This is a genomic window from Cytobacillus solani (genome assembly GCF_006704205.1).
In the GTDB taxonomy this organism is placed as follows: Bacteria; Bacillota; Bacilli; order Bacillales; family Cytobacillaceae; genus Cytobacillus; species Cytobacillus solani.
In genome coordinates, this window is the sequence record NZ_CP041305.1 from 1,142,860 (window position 1) to 1,169,189 (window position 26,330).

27 protein-coding genes, 1 pseudogene and 3 riboswitches are annotated in these 26,330 nt (G+C 36.2%); of the genes and pseudogenes, 10 read left to right on the plus strand and 18 right to left on the minus strand.

Annotation, left to right across the window (positions count from 1 at the left end; all coding sequences use genetic code 11):
- Window positions 1-46: 46 nt before the first annotated feature.
- From FI644_RS05795 to FI644_RS27315, 5 genes and pseudogenes are all read right to left on the minus strand, one after another.
- Window positions 47-406, minus strand: coding sequence for a protoglobin domain-containing protein (locus FI644_RS05795; protein WP_053479161.1), 360 nt, complete (start codon window positions 404-406; stop codon window positions 47-49).
- Between the two features lie 480 nt (window positions 407-886).
- Window positions 887-1,666 carry a lipid II flippase Amj family protein gene (locus FI644_RS05800; RefSeq protein WP_212139249.1) on the minus strand — a complete coding sequence of 260 codons (780 nt, stop codon included), beginning with the start codon at window positions 1,664-1,666 and terminating at the stop codon, window positions 887-889.
- Window positions 1,667-1,733: 67 nt separating this feature from the next.
- Entirely contained in the window at window positions 1,734-2,408 is a 675-nt protein-coding gene (locus FI644_RS05805; RefSeq protein WP_142108143.1) for a phosphatase PAP2 family protein, read from the minus strand.
- A 146-nt stretch (window positions 2,409-2,554) separates the two neighbouring features.
- Window positions 2,555-3,331 (minus strand): ATP-binding protein, encoded by a 777-nt coding sequence (locus FI644_RS05810; protein WP_369692292.1) that lies wholly within the window; start codon window positions 3,329-3,331, stop codon window positions 2,555-2,557.
- A pseudogene (locus FI644_RS27315) lies at window positions 3,329-3,786 on the minus strand (HD-GYP domain-containing protein); the annotation flags it as partial. The pseudogene FI644_RS27315 and the gene FI644_RS05810, both read right to left, overlap by 3 nt.
- 169 nt (window positions 3,787-3,955) lie before the next feature.
- A riboswitch (SAM riboswitch) is annotated at window positions 3,956-4,055 on the plus strand.
- Between the two features lie 98 nt (window positions 4,056-4,153).
- Here FI644_RS27315 and FI644_RS05820 point away from each other — a divergent pair.
- Complete coding sequence (locus tag FI644_RS05820; RefSeq protein WP_056682467.1) at window positions 4,154-4,912, plus strand: cyclase family protein; 759 nt, start codon at window positions 4,154-4,156, stop codon at window positions 4,910-4,912.
- 42 nt (window positions 4,913-4,954) lie between these two features.
- Here FI644_RS05820 and FI644_RS05825 read toward each other — a convergent pair whose 3' ends face one another.
- A complete protein-coding gene (locus tag FI644_RS05825; RefSeq protein ID WP_053479166.1) occupies window positions 4,955-5,380 on the minus strand; it encodes a hypothetical protein in 426 nt (141 codons plus the stop codon).
- 20 nt (window positions 5,381-5,400) lie between these two features.
- Window positions 5,401-5,856 (minus strand): hypothetical protein, encoded by a 456-nt coding sequence (locus tag FI644_RS05830; RefSeq protein WP_056682464.1) that lies wholly within the window; start codon window positions 5,854-5,856, stop codon window positions 5,401-5,403.
- Window positions 5,857-6,033: 177 nt separating this feature from the next.
- On the opposite strand from FI644_RS05830, the gene FI644_RS05835 reads away from it, so the two are divergent.
- Window positions 6,034-6,249 carry a hypothetical protein gene (locus tag FI644_RS05835; protein ID WP_053479167.1) on the plus strand — a complete coding sequence of 72 codons (216 nt, stop codon included), beginning with the start codon at window positions 6,034-6,036 and terminating at the stop codon, window positions 6,247-6,249.
- A gap of 354 nt (window positions 6,250-6,603) precedes the next feature.
- On the opposite strand, the gene FI644_RS05840 is transcribed toward FI644_RS05835, so the two are convergent.
- Window positions 6,604-7,242, minus strand: coding sequence for a FusB/FusC family EF-G-binding protein (locus tag FI644_RS05840; RefSeq protein ID WP_053479168.1), 639 nt, complete (start codon window positions 7,240-7,242; stop codon window positions 6,604-6,606).
- Between the two features lie 212 nt (window positions 7,243-7,454).
- Here FI644_RS05840 and FI644_RS05845 point away from each other — a divergent pair, with 212 nt between their 5' ends.
- The gene (locus tag FI644_RS05845; protein ID WP_172797687.1) at window positions 7,455-8,459 is read left to right on the plus strand and encodes a DUF3231 family protein; all 1,005 of its coding nucleotides are present in this window, start codon (window positions 7,455-7,457) and stop codon (window positions 8,457-8,459) included.
- 65 nt (window positions 8,460-8,524) lie between these two features.
- On the opposite strand, the gene FI644_RS05850 is transcribed toward FI644_RS05845, so the two are convergent.
- The 5 genes from FI644_RS05850 to FI644_RS05870 form a co-directional block, all read right to left on the minus strand.
- On the minus strand, window positions 8,525-8,788 hold the full coding sequence (locus tag FI644_RS05850) for a CD3324 family protein (protein ID WP_053479169.1): 264 nt from the start codon (window positions 8,786-8,788) through the stop codon (window positions 8,525-8,527).
- Window positions 8,789-9,048: 260 nt separating this feature from the next.
- Complete coding sequence (locus tag FI644_RS05855) at window positions 9,049-9,768, minus strand: S41 family peptidase (protein WP_142108147.1); 720 nt, start codon at window positions 9,766-9,768, stop codon at window positions 9,049-9,051.
- Window positions 9,769-9,796: 28 nt separating this feature from the next.
- Window positions 9,797-10,342, minus strand: a complete 546-nt coding sequence (locus tag FI644_RS05860; protein WP_142108148.1) for a hypothetical protein — start codon at window positions 10,340-10,342, stop codon at window positions 9,797-9,799.
- Between the two features lie 117 nt (window positions 10,343-10,459).
- Complete coding sequence (locus FI644_RS05865; protein WP_053479171.1) at window positions 10,460-10,951, minus strand: DinB family protein; 492 nt, start codon at window positions 10,949-10,951, stop codon at window positions 10,460-10,462.
- A 74-nt stretch (window positions 10,952-11,025) separates the two neighbouring features.
- Window positions 11,026-12,129 (minus strand): citrate synthase/methylcitrate synthase, encoded by a 1,104-nt coding sequence (locus FI644_RS05870; protein WP_053479172.1) that lies wholly within the window; start codon window positions 12,127-12,129, stop codon window positions 11,026-11,028.
- Window positions 12,130-12,243: 114 nt separating this feature from the next.
- Here FI644_RS05870 and FI644_RS05875 point away from each other — a divergent pair, with 114 nt between their 5' ends.
- Window positions 12,244-13,122: a LysR family transcriptional regulator gene (locus tag FI644_RS05875; RefSeq protein ID WP_053479320.1), complete on the plus strand. Its 879-nt coding sequence runs from the start codon at window positions 12,244-12,246 to the stop codon at window positions 13,120-13,122.
- A 199-nt stretch (window positions 13,123-13,321) separates the two neighbouring features.
- On the opposite strand, the gene FI644_RS05880 is transcribed toward FI644_RS05875, so the two are convergent.
- The 4 genes from FI644_RS05880 to FI644_RS05895 form a co-directional block, all read right to left on the minus strand.
- Window positions 13,322-15,139 (minus strand): ABC transporter ATP-binding protein, encoded by a 1,818-nt coding sequence (locus tag FI644_RS05880; RefSeq protein ID WP_056687045.1) that lies wholly within the window; start codon window positions 15,137-15,139, stop codon window positions 13,322-13,324.
- Window positions 15,126-16,871, minus strand: coding sequence for an ABC transporter ATP-binding protein (locus FI644_RS05885; protein ID WP_142108149.1), 1,746 nt, complete (start codon window positions 16,869-16,871; stop codon window positions 15,126-15,128). The genes FI644_RS05880 and FI644_RS05885 overlap by 14 nt, the downstream gene beginning before the upstream one ends.
- Window positions 16,872-16,998: 127 nt before the next feature.
- On the minus strand, window positions 16,999-17,772 hold the full coding sequence (locus tag FI644_RS05890) for a TerC family protein (RefSeq protein ID WP_142108150.1): 774 nt from the start codon (window positions 17,770-17,772) through the stop codon (window positions 16,999-17,001).
- Window positions 17,773-18,152: 380 nt separating this feature from the next.
- Window positions 18,153-18,296 carry an FbpB family small basic protein gene (locus FI644_RS05895; RefSeq protein ID WP_075209078.1) on the minus strand — a complete coding sequence of 48 codons (144 nt, stop codon included), beginning with the start codon at window positions 18,294-18,296 and terminating at the stop codon, window positions 18,153-18,155.
- Window positions 18,297-18,486: 190 nt separating this feature from the next.
- A riboswitch (glycine riboswitch) is annotated at window positions 18,487-18,588 on the minus strand.
- 153 nt (window positions 18,589-18,741) lie between these two features.
- A riboswitch (PreQ1 riboswitch) is annotated at window positions 18,742-18,786 on the plus strand.
- 8 nt (window positions 18,787-18,794) lie between these two features.
- On the opposite strand from FI644_RS05895, the gene FI644_RS05900 reads away from it, so the two are divergent.
- The 6 genes from FI644_RS05900 (at window position 18,795) to FI644_RS05925 (ending at window position 24,628) form a co-directional block, all read left to right on the plus strand.
- Window positions 18,795-19,280, plus strand: a complete 486-nt coding sequence (locus FI644_RS05900; protein ID WP_053479176.1) for a QueT transporter family protein — start codon at window positions 18,795-18,797, stop codon at window positions 19,278-19,280.
- A 516-nt stretch (window positions 19,281-19,796) separates the two neighbouring features.
- Window positions 19,797-20,471 carry a response regulator transcription factor gene (locus FI644_RS05905; RefSeq protein ID WP_053479177.1) on the plus strand — a complete coding sequence of 225 codons (675 nt, stop codon included), beginning with the start codon at window positions 19,797-19,799 and terminating at the stop codon, window positions 20,469-20,471.
- On the plus strand, window positions 20,459-21,658 hold the full coding sequence (locus FI644_RS05910; RefSeq protein ID WP_053479178.1) for a HAMP domain-containing sensor histidine kinase: 1,200 nt from the start codon (window positions 20,459-20,461) through the stop codon (window positions 21,656-21,658). Before FI644_RS05905 ends, FI644_RS05910 begins: the two co-directional genes overlap by 13 nt.
- A gap of 138 nt (window positions 21,659-21,796) precedes the next feature.
- A complete protein-coding gene (locus tag FI644_RS05915) occupies window positions 21,797-22,696 on the plus strand; it encodes an ABC transporter ATP-binding protein (RefSeq protein WP_142108151.1) in 900 nt (299 codons plus the stop codon).
- Window positions 22,696-24,024, plus strand: coding sequence for a hypothetical protein (locus tag FI644_RS05920; RefSeq protein ID WP_142108152.1), 1,329 nt, complete (start codon window positions 22,696-22,698; stop codon window positions 24,022-24,024). Before FI644_RS05915 ends, FI644_RS05920 begins: the two co-directional genes overlap by 1 nt.
- The gene (locus FI644_RS05925) at window positions 23,951-24,628 is read left to right on the plus strand and encodes a hypothetical protein (protein ID WP_142108153.1); all 678 of its coding nucleotides are present in this window, start codon (window positions 23,951-23,953) and stop codon (window positions 24,626-24,628) included. The genes FI644_RS05920 and FI644_RS05925 overlap by 74 nt, the downstream gene beginning before the upstream one ends.
- Window positions 24,629-24,784: 156 nt before the next feature.
- Here the strand turns inward: FI644_RS05925 and FI644_RS05930 are convergent, their stop codons facing one another.
- On the minus strand, window positions 24,785-26,146 hold the full coding sequence (locus tag FI644_RS05930; RefSeq protein WP_142108154.1) for an aspartate kinase: 1,362 nt from the start codon (window positions 26,144-26,146) through the stop codon (window positions 24,785-24,787).
- Window positions 26,147-26,330 lie beyond the last annotated feature (184 nt).

The following is a 26,330-nucleotide window of genomic DNA, read 5'->3' on the forward strand; positions in this document are numbered from 1 at the left end:
TTAAAATGAAAAAGCCAGAAGAACTTTCCTTCTGGCAATAGTTGAATTACTTATTAATTAAATGATTCATTAATTTTCTAATTTTCTCCACTAAGTTCAGCTTTATCGAATCTTCTATTTCCATTTCATTTATTGTTTCTTCCATTGTGCGCATCCAGATTCCAGCTCGCTCTGGTGTTGTTTGGAACGGGTGTCTTTCATTTACTTGTTTAACATTCTTTTCATCGTCCGCCGGTGAATCATCCGTAACCAAGCGGCTTATAAATGAACGCTGCCTGCTCTTAAGCAGTTCAATATCCACCCCTCTCTCAGCGAACATTGCACTGTAATAAGAATCCTTTATTAACTTACTATAAAAACGGTCAACTAATTCACCAATTTTTTCTTGTTCTAATGTGTTCGACATATATAATACTCCCCTATTCTTATTCGCATTTTCAATGTTATTATAGTGAATACACAAATAATATACTGTGAGATAAAACACACATTGAGCTTTAACATAGCCTAAATAAAAAGACCCTTTGTTTTTCAGCAAAGAGTCTAAATAGAAATCAAGGGGAACTTTTCCCACCTATTTTCTTAAGTTCTAGTTTACATTTTCGACAATTAATTAAATGAATGTCTCTAAAAAGAATAGATCTATATAGAACTTTCCGATTAGTTAGCGCTTCATCACGATATTGCGCTCCACAAATGCAGGCAGATTCATTCCTAACACCATGAACTTTTCCCCTTTTACATATAACAGTCGGATATATCATTATTATCCCTTCTTTATTCCAATCTACTAGCTACAGTATTAGACGTGGATTAAGAGTAAAAGGTTTCCCTCCGAAAAAAGTAAGTATTAATATTATTATAACCTTAAACTATCTCAATATTATTAATAAAAACTAGCAATTAGTATCGCAGCAGGGTAAATCAAAATTTGGCCAATTAATGTTCCAAGAAGCTTTGTTCCGATTAACATAACTACAAGTGCTTTAACATCCCCATATGGCCGTTTTTTTCTTAAAGCTTGGTCTGTAATAATTGCAGACTGCGGGTCTACCAACAACGTTAATAATATGGTGGCAACACCGTTAATCATTCCAGAAGAGCCCGCAGCGGCTAATAGAAATTCTTCGTCTACAAAGTAAGCTGCATAATAGGCAGAAATCACCCCTATTGTATAAATAGCTGTAATTACTGTGTTTAGAATTAAAAGCCGTTTTGGAATTTCTCTATAACGCAAGCTATAAAACATCTTTTTACGCGGTTTCGTTGTCTTTTTTAACATACGCTTAATGTTCGAAACGCTTAATGCCTCTACTACAATGGAAGGAACTGAACCCTTTGTTTCAAGTCTATTTACAGCGATCGCAAATAGTTTAAGAAAAGTAGGTATGAATAGGATCCCTATAAGCGTACCAATTGTTGCCGAGAAAATGACCAGTCGAATATCTTTTAAAGGATCTATCTCTTTCGCAATGCTAATTCCTATAAGTGTACCGATCAATGGTGCTTGAAACATATTGGCGGTCCTAGATACAAGAACAAAAATATTAAATAAAGACATGGAAAGTGCAAATTTTCCGCTCTTCACGGAATTTAACCGCACGGAGTAAGACAGTGTATCAACTAAATGAATTAATACTGTTAGCACCATTAACCCTAGGAGCATTTCCATTCACCCCAATTGTAAATTTCGACTCGGATTTAATAGATTCTCTTTTGATATTAAGCTATTTTTACCCTTTGCTAGTCGAGGTTTTGTATGTACGTTTTCTGCTGCGACTTTCTTGATACCTCTGGAAGAACCAAATCACCATACCAAGCCAGCACCCACTTGCAAAATAGCCAGCAATTATATCACTTGGATAATGCACCCCTAAATAAATACGACTTATTCCAATGGAAAAAATCATTAATGCACTGATAATGATTAATGTTGTTCGACCAGCTCTTGAAGGGATATGCCGCCATAGCAGAAAAGATATGACAGTATATACTGTAAATGCGTTCATCGCATGCCCGCTCGGAAAACTGTAGCTCTCGATCTCAATTAGCCGATGTAGTTCAGGGCGAGCCCGTTGAAAAGAGTACTTTAATAGTTGATTCAGCATAGCTGATCCTATTATTGCTACAATAAATAAAATCAATTCTATTCGATGTTTAAGAACTACGTATAAGAAAATAATTACAAGTATCGATAGAACAATAACTGCTTTTGTATCTCCAATAAATGTAAAAACTTTCATAACAACGGTTAAGGCTGAATTTTCCAATCCTTGTACAAATGAAATAACCGTACTATCAAATTGAATGATTTTATTAACGCGAACAATAAATGCCATGAAGCTGAACGCTAAAAGAGAGAGTATACTTATAATAATAGGGATTGAAAGCTGAGATTTATCATTCATCCTAACAAAGTCACCTCAAATATTTATTTCATATCTATAGGGTGACAATTATCGGGTCTTTTATTTATGGCACACCTAAATTCTATTAAAAAAGTGTGCTAGTCCTTATTGTTTAACACACAATTTCATTTTCTAACATAACCCGATCATTGAACAACAGGCAATATCACTTCTACCTGTGTTCCCCTATTCAGTTCACTTTCAATCTTTATTTCTCCTTGATGGTCTTCGATTATTTTTTTCGTAACGATAAGCCCAAGACCAGTTCCATCACCTTTTGTTGTATAAAATGGAGTAAACAGCTTATTCAGCTCAGATTGATTTATGCCACAGCCTTGATCGATAAAGCTAATCGAGATTTCATTCTTTAATTCATGCTTTAAAAGAATCTTGAACATTCCACCGTTATCCATTGAATCTAGGCCATTTTTTATAAGGTTAATACACACCTGCTTAATCTGATTTTCTACACATTCAATCAATGGAATCGACTCATCCATTTCTACTGATAACGAAATATTTTTTTCATTAGCCTGTTGTTTCGTTATCGATATCACATAGAAAATAATCTCTTTCAAACAACTCTTTTGGAATTGAGTGTTTTTTGGCTTTCCAAGCAGCAAGAGATCATTTACGATTAAATCTATCCGCTCAATTTCTTGCTCCATAATTGAAAAATACTTCTGATCCTGAACATATTTTTCTTTTTGCAGCTGTGTAAACCCTTTTAATGAAGCAAGAGGATTTCGGATTTCATGTCCAATCGAAGTTGCCATTTGACCGATAAATGCCAGCTTTTCCTTATGCCTTAATTCCTCATTTGCAGAGGTTAATGCATAAATATAAGAATTGAATCGATTTAATAAAATGTAGGTAATCACAGAAAAAATAATGATTAAAGCAATCGGGATAACCACTACCATTGAATGAATAAGTAAACCTACAATAAAATATCTGGAAATAGAAACAATCGTAACAACCCAATAGAAACATTTATTAATAAAAAGGGGCGAAAATAATATTAGGATTAATTCTGCCGCATTCCCGCTTGCATATTCGCCAGATTCACTCGAAAATAGAATGATGTCACTTAGTGCCGTAAGTATCATATAAACAAGAATGTAAATATATTTTATTGCGTGCTGTTTTTCCTTTCTAACTAATAATAAGCAACTGGAATTAATCCAAAGATGATCACATAATTCCAATAGCCTAACGGGCTATTTATCCCTGTTTCTGAATGCAGAATATACTTTGGATACAAGTAGTAGTAAAAAAAATCATATAAAACTAAGGTTATATAAAAGGTGATTAAATACATTTTAAGTGCCCGCTTCTCTTCATGAAGCAGCCAAGTATGGATATTCTGTTTTTTCATACATTTCCTCACAAAAATAGATTATATTTATTATAACCCTTAAGTGAGGAAAATCGACAAATCCCTACTTTTATCCCACATTTTTTTCTATTTCGAAAATTCTTTTTTCGTCTTGACAATTCCAATTATTAGATGTAGGGTAGGTATAAATAAATTAAATATGCAATTTTTCTTATCCAGAGAGGTGGAGGGACTGGCCCATTGATACCTCAGCAACAGACGATAATGTACTGTGCTAATTCCAGAAGCGTCATGCTTGAAGATAAGAAGAGCCGAAAGCGTGAATGCCAAACCTCTTCTTGTTTAAAGAAGGGGTTTTTTATTTTTAATAAAAGCCCCATCATCTAATTCTAATGAGGTGATCTGTATGTCAAATGAGTTAACGAAAGTATCAAACGAATTACTCCAAGCCATTCAACTATTAAAGGAAAAAGAATGGGTTGATTTAACCCATACATTCGGTCCTGGTTCACCGCATTTCTCAGCATTTGATTCAGCAGAATTCCAGACTTTATTTAATCATGATGATGGATTTTTCGCACAAAGCTTTAAATTTGCTGGACAGTACGGCACACATATTGATGCACCGATCCATTTCGTCCGGAATACGAGGTATCTAGATGAAGTAGGATTAAAAGAATTAGTTTTGCCGCTAGTTGTCATCGATCGATCAAAGGAAGCCGCTTTAAATAACGACTTTACTTTAACTGTCGATGATATTTATGGTTTTGAAGAGGTGTATGGGAAGATTGAAGAAGGGTCATTTGTTGCCCTGCGTACGGATTGGAGCAAACGCTGGCCGGATAGAGAAGCATTTGAAAACAAAGACGATGATGGTCAAAACCATGCCCCTGGCTGGTCAGTCGATGCATTGAGGTTTTTAATAGAGGAAAGAAAAATTAAAGCCATTGGCCATGAAACGTTTGACACTGATTCAAGCATAGACTATCAAAAAAACGGAAAACTCTTAGCTGAATATTACATTCTTGAACAGGATACGTATCAAATTGAATTATTAACAAACTTAGACAAAATACCTGCTAAAGGAGCAGTCATCTTCAATATTGTCCCAAAACCGGAAAAAGCCTCTGGATTTCCTGTCAGGTCTTTCGCCATCTTGCCTTAAGAGAGAATAGTAAAAGGGCAATGCTAAGGACAGCATGGCCCTTCAGGTTTTCCTATTATTCATTCGTATCATAATCGTAAATACTGCAACAATTAACATAACAAAGGTCAATACGATAATGACATTCTCCAGCCAATGCTTAGGTGCTTCATGAACATAATCAGCTTTATACCATTTACTTTCTTCTACCTCAACTGCAATCGCTATTTTCGGGGAAATGCCTTTGATTTCATAATACTTCGTGCCTTTTGGATACATATTTGATGCGTCACCAAAATATTCTCCAGTCATTTCATCCGTGCCTCTTTTTACTTTACCTATGACGTCTCCGATATCAGATACCTCTTCATCGGTTACTTCATATACATTTCCTTTCCATACAACGAAAGGATACGCCCAGCTAAGTGCTTGAACAGATAACTGACTTGTAAAAATGAAACACAATAGAAATAAGATGAGCTTTCTCAAATACATCCCCCCTCCCTTGCCTATTCCACCTCTAAAGCAAAAGCATAGAAAGCGTCCCCGTTGGATACATTTTCTTGCTTTTCATCCATCCACCATACTCCGTAGGAAAAATAATAGATTCCCTTTTGTGCAGGTGCCGTAAACTCATGATCCTTAACTAATATCTCCACTTCTTCCTTTTCCTCATTTATTTGTAAGAGATGTATACTATTTGGCTTTGGCTCATAATCCATTACAAGATTAATCTTCTCACCAGGTTTTACTTTTACTGGCGCTTTCCCTTCTAACATTTCCACTGGTCCCGCAGTATCGATGCACGAATTCCCCCAGCAGTATGTACCTAATTTTGTATCATATTTCTCATTGGCAATTTCAATGAAAACTTCTGGTGGTTTTGATGAAAGTAAATTACCGTTCGCGCAGCCTGCAAGGATAAAGAATACGGAAGTAATTGAAAAATATAACCATTTTTTCATATCGATTCCTCCTATTTTATAAATAGACGTTCTTTTCTAAATAAAGTTGCTTATTCACAATAAAAACAACCCATGCTAAATTTTTATTATTAGAATATAACAAATAATTATTGTTGATTCCATGCTAATAATCAGTTTCATTTCAAAATATTCACTATCGAAAAAGAGGGAAAGCAGATGAATGGAAAATTTCAAAGTAAACACTTTAAACTTGAAGAAGTGAGCAATAGTATTTATGCAGTATTAGCAAAAGAAGGTGGAGGGGCTGCGGCAAATGCAGGTTTTGTAGATTTAGGAGGAAAAGTAATCGTTTTTGATACATTTAACACACAACAAGCATCTCAAGATTTAAAGCATATTGCGGAATCAATCACAAATCACCCTGTTACATAGGTGATTAATAGTCATTGGCATGGTGACCATATTAGGGGGAACCAAATATTTAAGGATCGGATTATTATTTCAAGCCAGTACACATACTCAAAAATGAAAGACATTCACCCCTCAAGGATTGCAGCCCAGAAAAATGATATAAGTGATTTAACAAGTTATATCCAATCCTTAAAAGACCAGCTTGTTCAAAAAACCGATACTCCATTACAATATCAGGTTTTCCGCAGAATCTAAAAATAGTAGAAGATTTATAAAACAAGTGATGAAGGGAACTCCTATCTTGCGAAGTTCCCTTTTTGCAATCTAAATGAACAACATTAGCTTAATGTTGAACCATAGAATCATCTTACCTGTTTATCCCTTCATTCCGTTAATAAAATCCGCTAATCTGTCTAATGATTTAATATTTTGATTGCATTTTTGACTATCTTGGCAAATATAATTACCTCTCTTTATATATGTTCCTTGTTCTGATCCTCTCATTTCCATGATAAACATGCCTAATTCTTCATGGCCATGACAAATTGTGCAAATTCCTTTTTTGCTAACATTTTTAAAAGAACCATGAAGCCCAACTAATTTATCATTTTGCTCAGCAACAATATATTTTTTATTTGAGCCTGTATCATTCCATCCTAAATAAGATATTTCATATCGATCTATCTGATCTAGTGAGGGGACTTTTAACTTCTTTGCCTTTGGGAATAATTTTTTTATTGAATGTTCGGTTATATCTTTAAAAGGAATCACATACTGCTTTAATTGTGATAAAAATACCTCTGCTTGATCTCTCTCTCTAATTTCAACGATCGGATTGAATATTTGTCTTTGCTCTCCACTTAGATCATCGAACAAATGTATTATCTTTTCATCCGTAAGGGTTTTCAATGCATTAAGAACCCCTTTATCATTGACGGTTGTATATCCATTGATGAGTATTTGTATTTGATTTTTAATATAGTTATATTGATCACTTCTAATGAAAGGCTCCATTCTTTTTTCACTCCTGTAATAAACATATTTCCATTTAACATTATAAGGTACGCAATATGGATTCAATGGAAAAATTGGTTAGGAATTAAAAAAGCCATATAAAATAACATTGATACAACTGTTTATTTAAAGTGAAAGTGTGTCTCTTAATAACATTTTTTTTAATTCATAACAATTACTAATTGGTAAATAATATTCCAAGAGGTGATATTGTGGATGGGAATAAACTAAAACTCACATCCTCCGAAATAGGAACGTTATGGGGAGAGTATGTGAACGGCACAATGATAGATGTGGTAAATAGATATATGTATTCTATTATTGAAGACGAGCAAATAAAATCCATTTTCGACAGTGCTATTAACACATTTGGAAAACAAAAAAAAGAAATTGTAACCTTTTTTGAGGAAGAAGGGTTTCCAGTTCCAATTGGCTTTACCGAATCTGATCTCTTTAAAGGTAAACAAAGATTGTTCACAGATATATTTTGCTTGAATTATTTACATATCATGACCTTACATGGTTTGCTCGGACATACCACTTCATTAGCGGTTTCTGTTAGAAAAGACTTGAGGGAATTTTACGATTCATGCGATAATGATGCGAAAAAAATGTATCATCAAACCATTGAGCTTTTACTTGAAAAAGGAAGTTTTCAAAGAGACCCTTTATTTTATCCAGCCAAAAACCCTGAGTTTATTTCCAGCCAAGATTTCACAGATGGATTTTTCGGAAAGGGCAGAAAGTTAGCTGCTACAGAGATCATTAGTATTTCTTTCAACCTCAAAAAAAGTATTATGGCTAAAACCCTTTCTATTGCATTCAGTCAAGTTGCTCAAACAAAAGAAGTAAGAAAGTTTCTTACGGATTCCGAAAAAACGGCTGATGGGCAAATAAAATCATTTTCAAAAATAATGCAGGCGGATAATTTGCCTGTTCCGAAATCCTGGGAAACAGAAGTGACAACTTCAACAGACTCCCCTTTTTCTGAAAAGTTAATGTTGTATCATATAGGTTTCTTATTTCAAGCCGCACAAAATTATCATGGGGCAGGTCTTGCATCCGCCATGCGAACAGACCTAGTAGCAGCTTATGAAGGGACCATTCTGAAAAATCTTTTAGTAACAAAGAAATGGTTTAATATAATGGTACAAAATAAATGGTTAGAACAACCGCCACTTGCTCCTAATAGAAATGAAATTGCAAAAGAAGTGTAGAGTGTGTTTACTAAATAATGTAAAAAACAGTGGGAAGCAATCATTTCCCACTGTTTTGGACTCAATCATTTAGAATATACGATTTTTTTAATCGTTTCGGATGAGAGATAATATTCTTCAGCTAATTGATCAATGGTTATTCCACCTTTAAACGCAGTTCTTATAGCAGAATTTCTTTCATCAATCGCCTTTCTCGTACCAGACCGCGTTCCCCATTTACGATGGGATGCTTTCTTTTTCGGGATATAAATCGTCTCACCTTGAATATATTTTTGAATTTCTATAATTAAACTTTCAGGTAAAATTGCGTTTGCTTTTACATTTTTCATTTCTGGTTAGCCCCTCATTTATTTTTTTAAAATAAGGTGCAAAGCCAAATGAATTAGAAAAGCGTACTTGGGCGATTTTTAAATTCAAAGTCTACCCCATGCAAAGTATCGCCTTTCCAAAACTAGGCTTTGCATGAGATGCTACAGAATCTGGCCTTCTTATCGCCAATTCGATCACCTCCTATACTTACTTTTAATCCCATTATAATAAAAGAACGCTCTTTATGGCTAATGGAACATTTTGATCAAAGCATTTCTGCCTATTTTTCCTTAATCAGTTCAATTACTTTTTCTAACTGAATATCTTTATTTGAAATAATTGATTCTCTTGTTTTTTGAACTAAATAGTCTGGATAAATCGCGTCTTTGTAGGTCTTGGAAAGGATATATTCTTTTGTTGATAAAGACAAATTTATCTGACTATTCGAAAGTACTCCACTGATCACCTCTCCGAATGCAAAAGGGGAATTTCCGGTAGGTTCACCAATAAGTATACCGATATTATTTTCTTGTATGACGCTCGCAAACATATTAGCTGAACTAAAAGTATTATTACTTATAAGCACAAAAGTGTTTCCTGTAAAATTCGAGTAATTATTAATGTTTGAAGGTTGTATACGATTTATAAAAGCATCAATAACTGCAGAATTCCCCCCTGCATTTTGCCGTAAATCAATAACAATATTCCCTATACCATCCCTTTTGACTTCCTTAAAAAAGTTACTTACACTTTTCCGGTACTCCCTTGTATCAATACATGCATGTAAATAATAGTATCCAATATTATTTTCGTGGTCTAAGGACCAGCCAAATGTATTTGAATCGTTGTATCGTTTATACCAACTATACCAGCTATCCTCTGCCTCTGCATTAGTCATTTGCGAATCAGCTACATCTTTCTTTACAAGGGGAATTCTTACCTTCCTTCTTTTCCCCTGTATGTTTTCTACAGTTACTACTACATGGTTATGTTTAATCAACGAGAGCTTCTTCAAATAATATTCATCTCTAATTAGAAAATTTGCTCGAAACTTTTTCCAGTAGGGGTTCTCCGCCGAAAATGAATCCTCCTAAATCCTTAACAATTTCTTCAACTTCCATTCCACCTAGACTGACAATAAGATCCCCTTTTTCAACACCATATCCACTCTCTAAAACTGTCCACCCCTCTTCCGTCCAATCAAGAAGTAATGGCAGCCTTTTTCGATCATCTAGCATCACTAGACCCGTATGAGCATCCTCCATTTCCGCGATAAATTCTTGAAGAATAAAATAAAAGTCCGCTGCACTTTTTTCTGAATCTAATTCATTCTTTATTTCATCTATACGCTTATCCCAAACTTCCTTTGTCATATTCCTTGCAGGATCGGGATGTCTAGCTAGGATCCTATCTATTAAAAATTGAAAGTCCTCCTGCATTTCATCTGGCTTTAGCATTACAGCTGGATTTACTTCCTTTTGCCCCCATATATACCAGCTCAAAATAATAAGAAAGAATAATATACCTATTCCTGCAGAAATTCGGCTCTTATTTAGGATGCTTTCTATTTTCACCGCATCCACCCCTTAAATACACATATTCCTAATTATACCAGGGGATATCACGCAATTTTCTAACTTATATGACAAAAAATCGACTGTTCAAAATCAACAGTCGATTAATAAACATTATTATTTACTTTGTTCAGGCAAAGGAATTATTTCTCTTCTAATAAAGTTTGCAGAAACTGGCTTCTTTCCGATTTCTCTTGCCCAGACTGAAATTTGACCAATATGATGAATTTCATGAGCAATTACATGACGCATCACTTCACCCCAGGTAAAGATATCCGTTCGCCCATCTGGCAAAGAATCATGAAGGAGATTGCTTTCCATGCTCAAATCCCAATTTCTCACAAATTCTTCTACTTCCACGCGGAATTTTGCATCAAGCTCTCTTACCTTTTGCAGACTTTTATACTCTTCAAAGCTTTCCTGAAAGTCAGGTTTGCCTTGAAGAAGACGAATCCAGCTCCATTCAACATCAATGATGTGAAAAAGTGTATGCAAAATTCCTCCTACCCCACCCGTTCGGACTAAAAGAAGCTCCTCCTCTTCAACGTCTTCACACCATTGATACCAATCTTCCCTTATCAACCAATTATACTGAAACAATGCTTTCATGAAATCCCTCCATTATGTCTAAAAATTCTAAATATACGAGATACATTTTATCATAAGAGGGATTTCTCCGGCACTTATATTAATTCTTCTTTCTTTTTAACTGGTCCAATATATTTCGATTGCGGCCGAAAGATGACATTGTTTTCTGCTTGCTCTAAAATATGTGCGCTCCAGCCGACTATTCGGCTTGCCGTGAAGGTTGGTGTGAATAATTCCTTTTCCATCTGGACTGCTTTCATAATCGCTGCTGCATAAAACTCTACATTCGTATATAGTGATCTGCCAGGCTTTACCTCCCCAAGAATTTGCACGCCCAGCTTTTCTACTTTCATTGAGAGATCAAGCCACTCATCTTCACCTGAAAATGTTAGGAGCTTCGATTTCAAAGCAGCTGATCTAGGATCCACTGTTTTATAAATCCGATGTCCAAAGCCCATCAGTTTTTCTCCACGATTTAATTTATTTCTAATAACCATTTCTGCATCGCCCTGTTCATGTACTTCATTTAACAGAGTGATTACTTCAGAAGGTGCACCTCCATGAAGAGGTCCCTTCATCGTTCCAATTGCAGAGGTAATCGCTGAAACTAAATCAGACTCAGTAGATGCCGTTACTCTTGCAGAGAATGTAGAGGCATTCATCCCATGTTCCATCGTTAGGATCATATATGTTTCCAGTGCATTAACATGGGCTTTCAGAGGAACTTCTCCATTTAGCATGTAAAGATAGTTCTCTACATGATTTAGTTCAGGCTTCGGCGGGATAAATGTTTTTCCTTCTAGATGTCTTTTTCGATAGGCAATAATCGCTGGAGCCATAGAGGTTATTCTGATTGCCTGATCAATGGTCGGCTTCCAGCCATAATTCCTTCTTCCTTCAGAAGAAATGACCGTTCTCAAAACACTCATCATATCCATTTCATCGGGTAAACTGCAAATTAGGTCAATCATATAGCTAGGAAGTTCTCGATTATTTATTAATGAAGCTTTTAATTCAATTAGCTGCCTATCTGTTGGAAACTCCCCATTCCACAGAAGATAGGCTGTTTCCTCAAATGAATTTGTTTTCGTGATTTCCCCAATTTCATATCCCCTATAGATAAGCTGCCCCTTTTCACCGTCCACATGGCTAATCTTTGTTTCAGCTGCAATCACACCTTTTAAACCGTAATGGATCATTTTTCATTTCCCCTTTCCTTATTTAGGTAAATTATATAAAATATATATAATTAAAAAAATTAAATGTTTTTAAATATTTTGATTTATTTTTTTAATCATATGGAGGGATAAATGTTGGAGTTTAGCTGGATCAATACCTTTTTAGTCGCTGCTAAAAATGGGAATTTTAGAAGAACAGCAGATTTATTATATATTTCACAGCCTTCCGTAACCGTTCATATTCAAAATCTCGAGAAGGAATTAGGTGTTCAATTATTTGAAAGAGAGGGCAGAAAAATGAAATTAACAGAGGAGGGCAGGAGATACATTCCGCATGCGGAAAATTTAATGGAGATTTACCAAAAGGGAATAGAGGATTTGAAATCCTTTAGTCAAGGGTATACTTCAAAGCTATCACTCGCTATATCTCCATTGATCGCTGATACCATCCTTCCGTTTGTTCTGAAAAAATATATGACTATCCACCCTCATGTAGAGATTTCGGTTAAGGTTCTTGAATCCCTGGATATTGAAAAAGCTGTACTAAATGATGAAATTGATATTGGGCTTTCCTGTCTCCATAGCAGGAATCCAGAATTATACTGCGAGGTTTTGTATAAGGATGAAGTGAAATTAATTGCACAGCATGATGGATTGGATGCGGAATCAGCTCCGCCATTGGATGAAGAAGAAGTGCTGATGAAAAATTATCTTCTAACAGATAATCATCCCGTCTATTGGGAAACGCTAAGCCGTGAAGTAAAATACAAGTTTCCATCTGTGAAAATGATGAAGGTCTCTCAAATTCATATTACTAAAAGATTTATCGTAGAAGGATTGGGTGTTTCTTTCTTGCCTGTTTCAACAGTCAGACGAGAATTAATCGAAGGGTGGCTGTTAGAAGTTCCTTGCAGTTCTATCACACTACCCGAAGCTTATACCTACGCCATCATGAAGTACAATCATTCCAAGCAAAAGGAATTTATGAGGTTTTTAATGAATTATCGGATATAAGTCAGTCAAAATATGAACCTATATTTTTCTTTTTCTATTTATTCAATTGCTTTTACAACTATTCCGGTCAAATTTTGATTTATTCGGTCACTTTCTTTAATATTCCGGTCAGATTTTCATTTTTCCGGTCAAACTCACGAATTTTCCGGTCAATCCCAAAAATGGACTGCTCCTCATTGAAGAACAGTCCCTCTTTCCTTTAGTTTTCGAACTGAAGCTTGTACATATCATAATAAAATCCGTACAGGTCTAATAATTCCTCATGATTGCCTTTCTCTACAATCTCCCCATCACGGATAACAAGAATCATATCTGCATTCTCTATCGTTTTCAACCGGTGGGCGATGATAAAGCTGGTTTTTCCTTTTGTAAGAGTGCTAATGCCTTTTTGAATTTCAATTTCTGTCCTTGTATCAATACTCGATGTCGCTTCATCCAATATTAGAATATCTGAATCTGCTAAAATCGCTCTCGTAATGGCGATAAGCTGCTTTTGACCCTGACTTAAATTTGTTCCGCCAGATTCAATTTTTGTTTCATACCGAGCAGGCAGATGCTTAATAAACCCATGAGCGGATGCCAATTTTGCCGCGTGAATAACTTCTTCGTCCACAGCTTCAAGCCTACCATACCGAATATTTTCCATAATCGTCCCTGAGAATAAATACGTATCCTGCAGGACAATTCCTATTTTCGAACGCAAGGACTGAATCTTGTAATCTTTAATATTTCTGCCATCAATGCGGATTTCACCAGATTCCACATCATAAAAACGAGACAAAAGATTAATGATCGTTGTTTTCCCTGAGCCCGTCGGACCGACTAGGGCAACCGTTTGGCCAGCCTTGACCTCAAGACTAATATTCTTTAGTATACTTTTTTGACCTCCATAACCAAAGGAAACACCTGCAAATGATACATCTCCTTTAAATGAGCTAACTTCAATCGTCTGTTCACTATCCTTAAGGTCAGGAATTTCATCCATGATTTCAAATACTCGTTCTGCACCTGCAATGGCGGATTGAAATGTATTTATTAGGTTAGACATTTGATTGATCGGTCTGTAAAATTGCCGAGAATACGTAACAAATGATGCAAGAATTCCAATCGTTGTCATCCCGCTTATAGCCATTAGGGCACCTGCGGCAATCACGATTCCCAGCCCAAGATTGTTTATAAAGTTATTGACAGGTCCTAGAAATCCCGAAGAAATATCAGCCATCATAGCTGAATTTCGCAATCTCTCATTTGCGTCTGAAAATTTATTGTAGACTTCCTTTTCTTTCCCGAATAAAGTAATTACTTCAATACCGGAGATGGATTCCTCTACCGTTCCATTCATATCTCCTAGATCTCTCTGCCTTTTTATAAAATTACTGCTGCTGTATGTAATAATTTTATTCGTTGCAAAAAACATCAGCGGAATGACAAGCAGCGTCACAAGTGCAAGCATCCAATTAAGCGTCAGCATCGCAATCATCACACCGGCAACGGTCAGTACGGAGGAAAAAATCTGTATGACACTTTGGCTCAAAGCACTATTCAAATTCTCGATATCATTGGTCACCCGGCTCATTAATTCCCCGTAAGTCCGCTTATCAAAAAACTTCAATGAAAGTGCCTGAAAGTGATTAAATAAATCCTGCCTTAGCATTTGAATCGTTTTTAAAGAAACATTGACCATTATATACGTTTGGAGCCATGTAAACAGAGATGCAGCTAAATAAACAACTGCAAGCAGTCCCGCCATACGGATCGTTCCGCTAATATCTTTCGGGATTATATATTGATCAATAATAAACCCGATTAGCAGCGGTCCCAGCAGCCCGAGCACAGTTGAAATGAGAACCATCATTATCGCGAGAATCATTGCTGCTTTTTGCTTCTTCATATATTGCCAAATTCTTTTAATTGTTCCTATTCTGTCCTTTGGCTTTACGATTGGTCCGCTCATTCTGCCAGGACCATTGCCAAACCGTATCGATTTCTCTGTCTGAGCAGTGCTACCTTTTTGCATACTCACCAAGCACCCCTCCTTGCGTAACAAAAATTTCCCGATAAACCTTATTTGATGCAAGAAGCTCCTGATGAGTACCCATTCCTGCAATCTCACCATCATCTAAAACGATGATTTGATCTGCTTCTTTTATTGAAGAGATTTTCGATGAGATAATGATCTTCGTTGACTCCGCATATTCTTGTTTTAACGCCCTTTGAATAGCAGACTCTGAGACTGCATCAACTGCCGAAGTGGAGTCATCCAGAATCAAAATAGATGGCTTCCTAATAAATGCCCTTGCAAGGGAGAGTCTTTGTTTTTGCCCGCCAGAAAGATTCATTGCGCCTTGTGTTAATGGATGATTATACCCATCATCAAATTTTTTTATAAACTCACTCGCACAGGCATTCTCCGATGCTTGATTTAATTCTTCTGGTGTTGCATGCTCCTTTCCATAAAGTAAATTCTCTTCAATACTTCCGGAAAATAAAATCGCTTTTTGCGAAACAACACCGATTGCCTCACGAAGAGTCTTCAGCTTATATGTTTTAATATCCTTTCCATCAATCAGAACATCGCCTTTGTCCACATCATAAAGCCTTGGAATAAGCTTTGTCAGTGTGGATTTTCCGCTTCCAGTTGATCCGATAATGCCCAATGTTTGTCCATTCCTCACCTGGAAGGAAATGTTCTTTAATACGTATTCTCCATTTTTGCTATAGCTGTAACTCACATGACGGAACTCGACATCTCCGGCAATTTTTTCAGGAGCATACGGATCACTTGGCTCTTCAATGTCTAATTCCATGCCAAGCACATCTTGTACCCTTTCTGCAGAAGGAAAGGCTCTCGTAATTTGCATGAGCACATTACTGCTTGACATTAAGCCATTCAAAATAATATTTAAATAGTTTATAAATGCGAGAATGACACCCACCTGGATAGAACCATTATCCACTTTAATTACACCCATCCAAAGGGCTGCAATAATTCCTATATTGACTAAAAAGAGCAAAATCGGCATTAACAAAGCAATTAACTGCTCCGCAGAAATATTCACCCTTGTCAGCTCATTATTCGCATTGGCAAACTTCTGCTTCTCGAAAGCCTGCCTGCCAAATGCTTTTACCACTCTCATGCCGGCTAGGTTCTCTTGTAATCTCGTATTCACTTTATCAATGGCTTCCTGAACCTTTTTAAATAAAGCACCTGACTTCTTCGTAAAAAGAATAATAACGAGGATGAGTATCGGGACAATAGCTGCTAGAATCGGAAATAGCTCCCGGGCTGTGAAAAAAACAATAATAATACTTCCGATAAAAAGAAGTGGACCCCTAACAAAAATTTTCAGCGTCATCATAACCGCTCTTTGCAGAGAGGAAATATCATTTGTGACAATGGTGATTAGCTTTCCTGTTCCAAAGGCATCAATATTTCTGCTTGAAAATCGCTCAATCCTTTGAAATACATCCTTTCTCATATCAGTTGCAAAATGAACGGCAGTCCGCGTGCTATATACTGAGCACCCCAATCCGCCTGCAAGCCCAATGATTGCTGCACCTACCATAAAAAGGCCCATTTTCACTGTATAACCAGTGTTATTATTGGCAATTCCATCATCAATAATATGCTGCATCAATGTCGGCTGAATTAAATCCATTGCCACTTCCACAAACATAAAAAATGGCCCTAATATAGCAAACAGCCAATAGGGCTTCATATAAGACAATAATGCTTTTAGTGCCTGCATGTATTTCCCCTGCCTATCTATCTCCTTAACGAAAAAAACCGAAAAAGGTATTTTTATATAAGTTGATTATACCATTTTCCGGTTTTTCCTAGGCTGTGAATATCAGAGGCAACATTGTAAAACTGGTTCATTCTTCAACTGATGTTTCTTTTTTCTTCTTTGATAAGAACCAGCCGCCAATCGCGATCAAGATTAATACTGCATAGAAGGTAATTTTCCATTCTGGCGACTTAGCGAAGCCTTCCGGCAGCACAGATAATGCAGGATGTGAAAGTGTATAAACCGATAATTTCACCCCTACCCATCCGACGATAAGGAAAGCAGCAATTTCCAAGCCTGGTCTTGCATGAAGTAATTTAACAAAAAAGTTAGCAGCGTAGCGCATAATAATTAACCCGATGAAACCTCCGGCGAAGATGACTAGAAACTTTCCGCCATCTAGTCCGCCTATATTCGGCAGCCCTGAATCTGGAAGAGCAATAGCTAATGCGACCGCAGCTAGTATGGAGTCAACTGCAAAGGCAATATCCGCTAATTCCACCTTAAAAACAGTCATCCAAAAACCTGCTTTTTTCTTCCCCTTCACAATCTCCGCCTGTTCTTCTCCTTTTTTCATTATCAATTTTCTATAAATATGATTAATGGCAATAAACAACAAGTAAAGTGCCCCGATCGCTTGAACCTGCCAAACATCAACGAGGAATGAAATAGCAAATAGAGAACCAAATCGAAAAACAAAGGCTCCAGCAAGTCCATAGAATAATGCTTTCCTTCTTTCCGCTTCCGGCAGGTGTTTAACCATAATCGCTAAAACCAATGCATTATCTGCTGCCAAAAGCCCCTCCAGCGCAATTAATAATAACAAAACTCCACCGTATTCTAGTAAAATTGCTAGTTCCATGTAATCATCATCCTTCCAAATATTTATTGAATCAAATGAGTAAGTGGAAGAGGCTTCTTCAAAAAATAGAAAAAGCCTTTACCACAGTGGTAAAGGCTTCAAAAACAATAAAGACCTTTACCGAAATTGGTAAAGGTCTTGCTAACAACGAATATGTTGCCACCAAAGCCGAGAGCTTAACACTCTGAAATGACGACTTTGCTGTAAAAGCTACTCCCCTTTAGGAGTTACTATTTGATTTATTACCTTAATTGTAATCAAACCACCGTTCTATTGTCAATAAAATTATTTTTCATTAGAGCAAATTTGAAGCAGATAAACAAGCAGTAGGACCACACTGATGAAAGTTTCACTTTATATTGAATGGATTTAGGAAATTCCTATATCGCTTTAGCTTCCTTTTTTCTTTCCAGATATTTGTCATCAATCCGTTTTTCAATTTTCTCAAGCTGTTCACGGTCTCTTAAAAGCTCTTCTTTATTATTTCTAATCAGATTGGATAACGTCATTCTTTTTCTAGTCATTTCTACATCTCCTCCCTCATGCTGCATTCGTTAGGAAAATTCATTTAATTACTAAACGCTTTTCCTATAAAAAAGGACAGAAAAGGTGTAGTAATTTCTACCCTTCTCTGTCCTTTATACCTGAGAGTTTCATCCCAATAATGGGTCCCCTTTGGTGCCGTACGAATGTATACGAGCTCTCCAGAGATGCGTCCTAATTGTGGTTCTTCTACCTGAGAGATTTGTTCCAAGGGTCTTTTCGGAACTTGCCCCTTCGGTGGCCTATCATAATGCACTCTCCCACAATAGTCATCCGCTCATATTGAATTTTCATTATATTTAAAATAATACTTATTTACTGGAATGTCAAGCGAAAGGGCCATTTGTAGGACTATGGTAAAAATCCTACTAATTTAGTAAATTGACAAATAAGTTCCTCTGCTATAAAATTTAATCTTTGAGCAATGCTCACGTGGTTCGAGAACCTCCCACGGAAAAAAACTAAGGAGAGAATAGAATATGAATGTAAAAACACTTGTTGGTAATGGAATATTAGCAGCTTTATATATTGCTGTTTCTATGCTCATCCAGCCCTTTGGGTTTACTGCTATCCAATTTCGGGTATCCGAAATGTTCAATCATCTAGTTGTCTTCAATAAAAAATATATTTATGGAATGATTCTAGGTGTATTTTTAACCAATCTGTTATTTTCACCAATGAAAGCATATGATCTTATTTTCGGTGTCGGACATTCGTTGATTTCATTGCTAATCACAATTGTTTGCTGTCGTTATATTAAGAACATCTGGGTTCGAATGGCTGTAAACACAGTCGTCTTTACGTGTATGATGTGGATCATCGCTCTTGAACTTAACCTCGCATTCGGGTTGCCATTCGGATTTACATGGGTCACAACTGCCATTGGTGAGTTTGTTGTCATGGCCGTAGGAATTCCATTAATGTATGCATTAAACAAACGAGTGAAATTTGAGAAACTAATATAAGAACACATATATAGCATGTGAATTCACAAAGAATTTCACATGCTATTTTTTATTATGTATTAAGCATGATAGCTGTACACGCCTATCATTTAGAATTAGAAATCGAATAAACATTTTACAATATAATAATGATATTCTTAATTAAAATAGATGCGAAAGTGGTAATTTATACTAATCTATAAAAATTATTCTTTATTTACTGTGATGATCGACTGAGAACAGGCTTTCATTCAATTGATGAAGGACTTTTTACAAACTATCCCACCGAGAGCGGGCTTTCATATCCTTGATGAAAGACTTTTTACAAGTTAACCAGCCAATATCTTTCCTTCAATTGAACGAATCCTTAATTTTTTTATTACCAATCCATTATTCAGTACGCTATAGGGCAACTGGGTATGGAACAATCGGTTCAAATGAATATATCGGGTTTAAATCAACCAAAATTCTACACTTAATATATGTTGATAAAAAATTGAAAAACAGATGATATGTTACAAATATGAGGTGTATATCATGAAATACAAAATTCTAATCGTTGATGATGAAATTGATATTGTACTTATGCTGAGTGATTACTTCGAATTAAATGGTTATGATGTACTTACTGCAACGGGAGGAAAAGAAGCGATAAAGAAGGCAGAGAAGCAGCCTGATATTATATTGCTTGATATAAATATGCCTGGCATAGACGGGATAAAGGTTTGCATTCAAATTCGGAATTACGTGACCTGCCCAATTTTATTTCTTACCGCCAGAATTGAGGAGAGCGACAAAATAAAAGGCTTCGGCATTGGTGGTGACGATTATATCGTAAAACCGTTCTCCATTGATGAGCTTGGGGCTAGAGTAGCTGCACATCTTCGGCGTGAGCGTCGGCAAAAAAGGTCGCCAAAAATTAAATTTGACAGTGACCTTGCGATTGATTATTCTGCCAGATGTTTATTTTTCAAAAATGAGCCGCAGTGCTTTGCGAAAAAAGAATTCGACATAATCGAATTACTCTCGCAACATTCAGGACAGGTTTTTGACAAGGAACGTATTTATGAGAGAGTGTGGGGCACGGACGGCAAGGGGGACAGTGCTGTCATAGCGGAACATATACGCCGTATACGAACAAAATTCAATTCTGCTGGAATGAAACCATATATTGAAACGGTTTGGGGAGTAGGATATAAATGGGTAAAATAAAGAATATGTTTAACAATATGTCTCTTAAAACTTCTTTTATAATTTATACATTCGTTTTCCTCATGATAGCATTTTTGTTCTCACTTACCTCATCAGGATTGTGTCAGTACTGGCAAAGCTCAATTATTAATAAATATAAAGAGCAATTTGAAGATGAAATTAGGGTTGAAGGGCAAATTGTTGTTCAAGGAAATCCGAAATTCAACGATAAGGTTTATTTTTATACTGACAATTTACACTCCTTTTTTTCTTCTCAAGATGAATTTATCTACAACCTTCTTAGTTTTTTTAATTTTTTTCTTGTTCCAATATGGTTTTTAATCTGTATCATTACAGCAGGAATATTGTTTTATAAACGCAAACTGAAAAAACCGCTTGGAATTCTTGATCTTGCTGCCGCTAAGATTGCAAATAATAATTTAGATTTCACAGTAGAATATAGTAAGAATGACGAAATGGGAAAGCTTTGCTCGACATTTGAAAAAATGCGTCTTGCTTTAAAAGAAAATAATTTGGAAATGTGGAGGCAGATGGACGAGCGCAAACGGCTTAATGCGGCATTTTCCCACGATTTACGGACTCCACTAACCGTATTAAAGGGGCAAAGTGATATGTTGCTCAAATATGTACCAGACGGAGAAATGACTACAAAGAAAATAGTCTCTATCCTTCATACCATGAAAACACATATTACACGACTCGAGACTTTTGTGGATACAATGAGCAATCTGCAAAAGTTAGAAGATATCGATATACAAAAAACAGCAATTACTGCTAACGATCTGATAAGTCGTCTGAAAGAAAGCGGTGAAATTTTGCGTGCGGATAAATGTTTGAAATTCAATGATCAATCTTTAACTACAGCTGCTTTGAAAGTAGATATATCTGTCGTTATGCAAGTTTATGAAAATATACTTTCTAACGCCGTTCGATACGCTAAAAACAAAATCAGCATTGAACTTTCCAGTAATGAGGCATTTTCAATAACTGTGTCCGATGATGGAAACGGATTTAGCAAGAAGGATTTGAATAACGCAACTAAACCTTTTTACCAATCTGAAACTAATGCAAATACCTCGCATTTTGGTATGGGGCTTAATATTTGCAAAATTTTATGTGAAAAGCACGGTGGTTATATGAAGCTATCAAATAACTCAAATGGAGCAACAGTGAAGGCCGTCTTTTAACTGAATAAAATGAATTCAAGAAACTTCTGTCGCATTTTGAAGACAGGAGTTTTTTTCTTTAATAGATAAAAAGTTGAAATTTATACTTTACGATAGCTTTTGTAAGAATGGAATTTAACGTTGAAAGGAGTTTTTCATATGAGTAAAAACACAATTATCATCCAAAATTTAAACAAGTTTTATGGTAATAAACAAGCGCTATTCGATATAAATTTAAAGATTGAAAAAGGAATGTTTGGCTTACTTGGAAGAAATGGTGCAGGAAAAACAACTTTGATGAAGACGCTTGCCACCTTAATTCATAAGAAAGACGGTGAAATTACAGTCTGCGGTGTAGCAATTGAAAATGCAAAGGAAATACGTAAGATTATTGGCTATTTACCGCAGGAGTTTTCGATTTATCCGAGCATGAGCGTTAGGGAGGCAATGGATTATTTAGGTGTACTCTCAGGAATGAATAGAAAGGAACGAAAAAAGCGTACGGAAATTTTACTTAATCAGGTAAATCTAACCGAACATGTAAACAAAAAGGTAAAAGCTCTTTCTGGTGGAATGAAACGCAGACTCGGTATTGCACAGGCACTGTTGCATGATCCAAAAGTATTGATTGTTGATGAGCCTACCGCAGGGCTCGATCCTGAAGAACGGATACACTTCCGGAATCTACTCAGTGAGGTTGCAGAAAATAGAATCGTCATTCTTTCCACACACATCGTAGGTGATATTGAAGCAACCTGTGAGAATATTGCAATTTTAAATAATGGCAGACTGCTTTATCACGGAACGGTTGACGCACTTTTAACAACAGCAACAGGTAAAGTATTTACAAAAATAGCTAATAAATCGGAACTGCCAAAGTTGAAAAAGGAATACAGCATAACAAGTATGCTTACGCTGGGAAATCAGACACATATACGCTTTTTATCGGACTCCCCTGTTTCAGGTGCAGTGGAGTGCGAGCCGAATATGGAGGATGCATATATGCTTTACCTCTATCATAATGGAGCAACCTTTGAAAGTGTTGGGGGTGAGAGGTAATGTTCACTCTATTTCTTCGGGAGTCTAAGAAAGTTATTTTTTCCATTACCTTTCTTATATTAATTGCAGCAATGCTTTTAATGGCCCTTTCACAAGATGTACTTGATTTCAGTGACAGAGAAATTGAAATGCCTTTTTCTGGACAGAGCTACGGAATGCAGACAAAGGAAATCCCCGAAATCATTATGCCCGCAGCGATTACATCATTATACAGAGAATACAAGGCCAACAGCTATACAGCCTATCCGATTGGCTTTTATAAAAATGTGAAGCTAAGCACTAAAGAGCAGCAGCAGGTGGCGGAAATTCTGTCTATGATTACAGAAATTTCTTTGGAGGAGCTTGTAAATTCAGTTAATGCCACTACACATAATGGTGACAGACTAATTTTTGAAAACGGCAAAGGGCTTGCAAGTGATGACGGAGAAGTCATGATTACAATGCCTATTCCGAACAACGACAGTGATACGGTACTTTTAGTGAAGGATGAACTGACTTATGAAAAATTCAAATCATATATGAAGCAGGTGGACAAGCTTATTGGTGGTGGCTCGAACTATTCCAAAACTATGCTACTTAATTTTGGCAAAGTCCCGATTACTTATAAAGAAGCGATTGATAGTTATTTTATGATAAAAGACAAGGACCATTTTTCAGGAGCATATGCCCGTTTATTCAGTGATTATCTTGTTACCGTGCTTTCGATTCTTCCTGTTTTTCTCGCTATAACTATCAGCTTAAAGGATAAACGCAACGGTATCCATGAGCTAATTTATACACGAAAAACATCATCTGTAAAAATAATCCTAACACGATATATCTCCATTATTACGGCAATTATGATTTCAGTCATCATCATCTCGTATATTTCTAATATGTCCGCATGGTCATTTTATGACGGGATGAAGCTCGATTATCTTGCTCCTCTTAAATATGATTTGGGCTGGATTTTACCGTCAGTAATGATTTCTGCAGCAGTAGGAATGTTCTTTACAGAACTGACAAATACAGCAATTGGAGTTGCCGTTCAAGGCTTATGGTGGTTTATTGACATCAACACAGGAAAGGCTGAAATCATTAGCGGTTATTCCCTTTTCCGTCTATCTCCTCGCCACAATTCATTGCAATATACACAGGCTTTTAATGATCATTTTAACAGTCTTATCGTAAACCGAATATTTTTTATAGTGTTAGCTTTGATTTTAGTTGCAGCAACAATACTTATTTACGAGCAGAAAAGGAGAGGAAGATTAAATGGAAAATTTAAATCACTTATCAAAAAAACGTTTGCAATTATGGCAAATAGCAAAAGTAAATCTGCGGCATAATTTTCTTCCGCATTTTCTGTTATGTATCTTATTGCTGCTCCTAACTCCAGTGTTATTTGGAATATCGAGTTTAGATAATAGAGCAGCAGCCGTTCCTCTTGAGATTTTTATTTCATTGACTGGTATCCTGTTGCTTACGCCGATATTTCAGCCTGAACAAGATTCTACTATTGACGAGATTACATCCTCAAAGTATATAAGTAATACTGTTGTTTATCTGATACGCATTGCCTATTCTATCTTAACGTTAATTATGCTAATTAGTATTTTTTCATTATTTATGAAGGTTAGTGCTTCTGATATGACTTTGCCTCTTTATTTGGGAGCAGTAGTAACTGCGATGTTTTTAGGTTCAATTGGATTATTTACTGCTTCAATTTTTAGAAACATAGCAGTCTCATATATGGTGCCTATCGTTTATTATGCACTTAATTTTGGAGGGGATTTAGGTAATTTCTACTTATTCTCGATGATGGGTGGGGAATTTAAGCCAAAGATATGGCTTTTTGCTGGTAGTTTAATGTTCATAATTCTTTCAATCTATGCAAAATGGATATCGTCTGGACATTTTAAAGCTATTATTATGAAGAAATTTCATCGATAATTGATTTATTGAAAAAAATACAATACAAATAATCCTGAGCTTTTTGCTTAGGGATTATTTGTATTTTCAATTCCGGCGCTTAATGATTCCAGCATTTAGTCAGGGTTCTCTTTCTTGTTTGTTCAAATGAATCACATCAACAAACATGCACCAAACTTATACCGTCACAGCCGCAAAAAACTCCTCATAAAGTGCCCGGACCGCTCGTTTTTCATCAATTTCCTTTACTCCAAACATCATGCTGACCTCAGATGAACCCTGATTAATCATTTCGATATTAACGTTTGCATTTGCTAATGCTTTTGAAGCTCTTGCCGTTGTCCCGATATTGTGGCGCATCCCTTCACCAACAACCATGATTAAAGCAAGCCCACGCTCGATTACAACTTCGTCAGTACGAAGCTCTGTTTCAATCCGTTCTTTTATTTCCTTTTCCATCAATGGTTTGAATTGATTTTCCCTTAAAATAATGGAAATATCATCAATGCCTGAAGGGATATGCTCATACGATAATCCAAAGCTTTCTAATATAGCTAATAGCTTTCTTCCAAATCCAACTTCCCTATTCATTAAATATTTACTGACATAAATGCTGCAAAATCCCTGGTCACTTGCAATGCCAACGACAGGTCCATTGGTATTATCCCGTTCAGAAACAATCCTTGTCCCTGGCGCAGACGGATTATTTGTATTTTTAATTTGAACTGGAATGCCGGCCTTAAATGCTGGAACAAGCGCCTCATCATGAAGTACCGAAAATCCAGCATAGGAAAGCTCACGCATTTCTCGGTAGGTTAACTCCTTAACCTCTCTTGGTCGGCTAACGATGGATGGATTAACCGAATAAACAGCATCTACATCAGTAAAATTTTCATATAGGTCTGCTTTAAGTCCATTAGCAAGAATAGAACCTGTCACATCCGAACCGCTGCGAGAGAAAGTATACACATCCCCTTCTTTGCTATATCCGAAAAAACCAGGAAAAATTAAGATGCCTGAACGTTCGCGAAGAGAATAAAGCAATTCATAAGATTCTGGAAGGACTTGGGCATTCCCTGGATCTGCACTGACAAATAGACCAGCATCCTTTGGATTTACATAATGAGCTTCCACCCCCTGCTTCAGAAAATAAGCCGCAACCAATTTGGCATGATTATCTTCCCCACTTGCTTTTACTAAATCTATGAACTGGTTTGGCTTGCTTCTGTCCTCTGCTAGCCTCCCCGCTAAATCATTTTCAATTTCTTTAACAATCTCATTTGAAAGCTGTAATTCCAATGCAATAGAAGAATATCTTTCTAGTACCCTTTCAACCCATTGCAACGGGTCATTATTTAATAAACATTGTTCTGCACATTCAATTAATAAATCTGTCACTTTATGATCAGCGGCAAACCTCTTCCCTGGTGCAGAAACAACAATAACCTTTCTTTCAAAATCAGATTGAACAATCTGGAATACCTTCTCAATTTGTTTTCCGGATGCTAAAGAGGAGCCACCAAACTTCACGACCTTCATCCATACATCTCCTAATCTCTAAAAATTTAATCTTAATTTTACTCCTATTCAGAAAATAATCAAGGTTTTTCCTTTGTATAAATACATTTGTTTATTAGGAAAGGACAATAACTTAGAGATAAACAGGGGTAATTACCTATATCCATGAATAAAACGATATAAATATGACTTCCTCCATGCCAAA